Origin of the sequence: Roseisolibacter sp. H3M3-2 (assembly GCF_029211165.1) — a bacterium.
Taxonomy (GTDB): Bacteria; Gemmatimonadota; Gemmatimonadetes; order Gemmatimonadales; family Gemmatimonadaceae; genus Roseisolibacter.
In genome coordinates, this window is the sequence record NZ_JARGEK010000456.1 from 1 (window position 1) to 3,267 (window position 3,267).

A 3,267-nucleotide genomic window follows, 5' to 3' on the forward strand; every position below is an offset into this window, starting at 1 on the left:
CGCGCGCGTGATGCGCGGCGCCGACGTCGCGGCGGGGTGGCTGGCCGCCGGCCACTCGCGCGGCGGCGTCGTGGCGTCGCGCGTCGCGGCGGGGCGCCCCGCGGGGATGCGCGGGCTGATCCTCATCGGCACGTCGCACCCGCGCGACGTCGACCTGAGCGGGCTCGCCCTCCCCGTGACCAAGATCGTGGGCACGCGCGACGGCCTCGCGAGCCCCCCCGAGGTCGAGGCGAACCGCCGGCTGCTGCCGGCGTCGACGCGCTGGGTGTGGGTCGAGGGGGGCAACCACTCGCAGTTCGGGTGGTACGGCTTCCAGCCCGGCGACCGGCGCGCGACGATCCCCGCGGCGGCGCAGCGCGCGGCGATGGTGCGCGCCGTCGTCGACGCGCTCGGCGGGTCGCTCGGCGGGGCGCGCCCGTGAGCGCCGCCTGCCCCGAGTACGGCTTCGCCGTCACGCTCACGCCCGACCCCGCGCTCGCCCCCGCGGATCGCGACGCGCTGCGCGCCGACCTCGCGCGGCTGCTGGCGATGCGCGGGGTGGACGCGGGCGGCGCGCGCGGCGGCGCGGCGTGGCGGCTGGTCGTCACGCGCGACGGCGGGCAGGCCACCGACGGCGACCGCGGCGCGGCGCGCGCTTGGGCCGCCGCGCGGCCGGAGCTCGCGGCTTTCGAGGTCGGCGACCTCGTCGACCTCGGCGAGCCGGGCGCGGTCTGACGTGGCGGCGCGGCGGGCGGGCGCGTTACCGTAGCGCAGGCGCGTCGCGCACGCGCGCACCGCTCCCTCCCACGCATTCCCACCCCGCATGGCGTCGCCGCTCGCCCCCGTCCGCCGCGCCGTGGCCGACTTCCTCGCCGGCGGCCCGCACGCGCCGCTGCGCGCGGCGGTGATGGACGCGGCCCCCGACGTCGACGACGACCCGGGCCTCGACGACGCCGAGCGCGACTGGTTCGACGAGCTGTACGATGCGGTGGCGATGAGCGCCGACGACCCGGTGGAGCCGGCGCGCGCGCGGGCCGGCGTGGTCGGCGCCGGCGCGCTGCGCGGACAGCTGCGCGAGGCGGGTCTCGACCGCTTCCCGGCGACGCCCGGGTGACGTGACCCCGCCGCCGACGGACCGCGGGCGTCGCGGCGCGCGCGTCGCGGTCGTCGTGCTCGCCGCGGCGACGCTGCTCGCCTTCGCCGCGATCGTCGTGGCGGCGGACCGCGGGGCGCTCCCGCCGCTCGTGTCGCGCCTGTACGCCTGGCCCGGCGGCGACAAGGCGGGACACGTGGGGCTGCTCGCCGTGCTCACGTTCACCCTGGCGCTGGCGCTGCGCGGGCGGCGCGTGTCGCTCGGTCCCTGGACGCCGCCGCTGGCGGCCGTGCTCGCGGCGGCCGGCATCACCGTCGAGGAGGCGTCGCAGGCGCTCTTCCCGGGACGCACGCTCTCGCCGCTCGACCTCGCGTGCTCGTACCTCGGCGTCTACCTCGGCGCGCGGCTCGCCGGCGCGCTGCTCGCGCGCGGCTCCTTCCGCCCGGTCGGGGGTAGCGGCGAGCACCACCCGCACGCGAGGACCCCATGACGCCGCCCGCCGCGCCCCCGTCCCTCGTCCCGCGTCGCCCGCGCGCGCGGGCCGCCGCCCTGCTCGGGGCGCTCCTCGCGGTCGCCGGCGGGTGCGCGGTCGGGCGCACGCCGCTCCGGCCCGCGCCGGGCTCCGACCTCGCCATGCCCGAGGGGACGACCGACCGGCTGGTGCGCGGCCTCCTCTCGGGGTGCGACACGGCGCGCGTCCGGCCCGCGGAGGGCGGCACCGCGGCCGACGCCGACCGCTGCCGCCGCGGGAGCGCGGACAGCGCGGGACGCGTCCGCCCGGACACCGTGGCGCGCGTCCCGCGCGTCCCCTGACCCGACGGCCGGTCGTCGTCACGTCCCACGCGGACGGCCCGTCGTGCGACGCCTGATCGCGCCGCTCCTCGTCGCCGCCCAGCTCGCGGCGTGCGGGCGCGCCGACGCGCCGTCGCACGACGCCGCCCCGATCGCGGTCGGCGGTCCCACCCTCGTCGGCTACCTGATCGCCACGCAGGCGGAGGTCGACGCCGACGACGAGCTGGCCACCGTCGCCGAGGACTTCCAGTTCCACCTCGCCGACGCGCGCGACTCGCTCGTGCGGCGCGGGGTCGCCGTGCACGCGCGCACGACGTCGCCGATCGTCTACCGCGTCGACGGGCGCACGGCGCGCTTCCGTCCGGCCGCGGACTCGGAGGGCGTCGGCTACCTCTGGCTGCGCCCCGGCCGGGCGCCGGTGCGCCGCTTCGGCGTCATGACCGACGCCGACCTCGTGGCGTTCACGCTCGACAGCCTGCGCTGGCGGGACGCGCGCGGCGGGACGCCGTCGCCGTAGGCCGCCCACCTCCACCCGCCGCGCCCGTGCCCCCGTCCGAGCCGCACCTGGTCGTCCGCGCCTGGCTCGCCGCCGTGAACGCGGCCGACGCCGACGCCGCGCTCGCGCTCACCGCGCCCGACGTCGTCCTCGTCGGCCCGCAGGGCGCGGCGCAGGGGCACGCGGTGCTCCGCGCCTGGATCGGCCACGCCGGCGCGCGCTTCGCCACGCACGCCCTCTACGCGCGGGGCGACGCGGTCGTCGCGGCGCAGCGCGGCACGTGGCGCGACCCCGCCGGCGCGACGCTCGGCGACGCCGACGTCGCGACGCGCTTCCGCGTGGCCGAGGCGCTGGTCGCGGAGCTGGAGCGCCACGACGCGCTCGACGACGCGCTGCGCGCGGCGGGGCTCACGACCGCGGACGCCGCGCCCTCCTGAGCGGCGTCCGCCCGCGGCCGCTCAGCGCGCCGCGATCGGCGCCGTCCAGCGGAACGGCCCCCACGCCATCGACAGCGTCCCGCGCCGCGCGTCGGCGGCGTCGATCGCGATGGTGAACCGCTCGACGGGCGCCGCCAGCGTGTCGGCCGTCATCGCGCCGCGCCCGAGGTCGTGCGCGGGGCCGTAGCCCGTCCCCCACTGGCCGGCCTGCCGGTTCACGATCAGCGTCACGCCGTCCGCGCGCGGCAGCGTCCACAGCGTGTACGTCCCCGCGGGCACCGCCACGCCGGCGAGCGTGATCGGCGCCGACGTCGTGAGCTGCGTGGCGGCGTTGGCGCCGGTGCGCCACACGCGGCCGTACGGGACCACGCCGCCGAGCAGCGTGCGCCCGCGCGCGAGCGGCCGGCCGTAGTCGACCGTCAGCGCCGCCGCGTCGACCCGCGCTCGCACGGTGTCGCGCACGCTCAGCG

8 protein-coding genes are annotated in these 3,267 nt (G+C 80.3%); 7 read left to right on the forward strand and 1 reads right to left on the reverse strand.

Annotation, left to right across the window (positions count from 1 at the left end; genetic code table 11):
* The 7 genes from PYV61_RS22890 to PYV61_RS22920 form a co-directional block, all read left to right on the forward strand.
* Window positions 1-421 (forward strand): alpha/beta family hydrolase (locus tag PYV61_RS22890; RefSeq protein ID WP_275836049.1); only part of this gene is annotated, 421 nt, incomplete at its 5' end.
* Entirely contained in the window at window positions 418-714 is a 297-nt protein-coding gene (locus PYV61_RS22895; RefSeq protein ID WP_275836051.1) for a 50S ribosome-binding protein YggL, read from the forward strand. The genes PYV61_RS22890 and PYV61_RS22895, both read left to right, overlap by 4 nt.
* Window positions 715-802: 88 nt before the next feature.
* The gene (locus tag PYV61_RS22900) at window positions 803-1,093 is read left to right on the forward strand and encodes a hypothetical protein (protein ID WP_275836053.1); all 291 of its coding nucleotides are present in this window, start codon (window positions 803-805) and stop codon (window positions 1,091-1,093) included.
* Between the two features lies 1 nt (window position 1,094).
* Window positions 1,095-1,562, forward strand: coding sequence for a hypothetical protein (locus tag PYV61_RS22905; RefSeq protein ID WP_275836055.1), 468 nt, complete (start codon window positions 1,095-1,097; stop codon window positions 1,560-1,562).
* Window positions 1,559-1,885, forward strand: coding sequence for a hypothetical protein (locus PYV61_RS22910; RefSeq protein ID WP_275836057.1), 327 nt, complete (start codon window positions 1,559-1,561; stop codon window positions 1,883-1,885). Before PYV61_RS22905 ends, PYV61_RS22910 begins: the two co-directional genes overlap by 4 nt.
* Window positions 1,886-1,928: 43 nt before the next feature.
* A complete protein-coding gene (locus tag PYV61_RS22915; protein ID WP_275836059.1) occupies window positions 1,929-2,381 on the forward strand; it encodes a hypothetical protein in 453 nt (150 codons plus the stop codon).
* A gap of 26 nt (window positions 2,382-2,407) precedes the next feature.
* Window positions 2,408-2,797, forward strand: coding sequence for a nuclear transport factor 2 family protein (locus PYV61_RS22920; RefSeq protein WP_275836061.1), 390 nt, complete (start codon window positions 2,408-2,410; stop codon window positions 2,795-2,797).
* A gap of 21 nt (window positions 2,798-2,818) precedes the next feature.
* On the opposite strand, the gene PYV61_RS22925 is transcribed toward PYV61_RS22920, so the two are convergent.
* On the reverse strand, window positions 2,819-3,267 hold a 449-nt coding region (locus PYV61_RS22925), incomplete at its 5' end, for a DUF2911 domain-containing protein (protein WP_275836063.1).

What these genes read in the sequence shown, in the direction of transcription:
- PYV61_RS22900 (WP_275836053.1), top strand. Translation starts at nt 803, where the DNA reads ATGGCGTCGCCGCTCGCCCCCGTCCGCCGCGCCGTGGCCGACTTCCTC.
- PYV61_RS22910 (WP_275836057.1), top strand. Translation starts at nt 1,559, where the DNA reads ATGACGCCGCCCGCCGCGCCCCCGTCCCTCGTCCCGCGTCGCCCGCGC.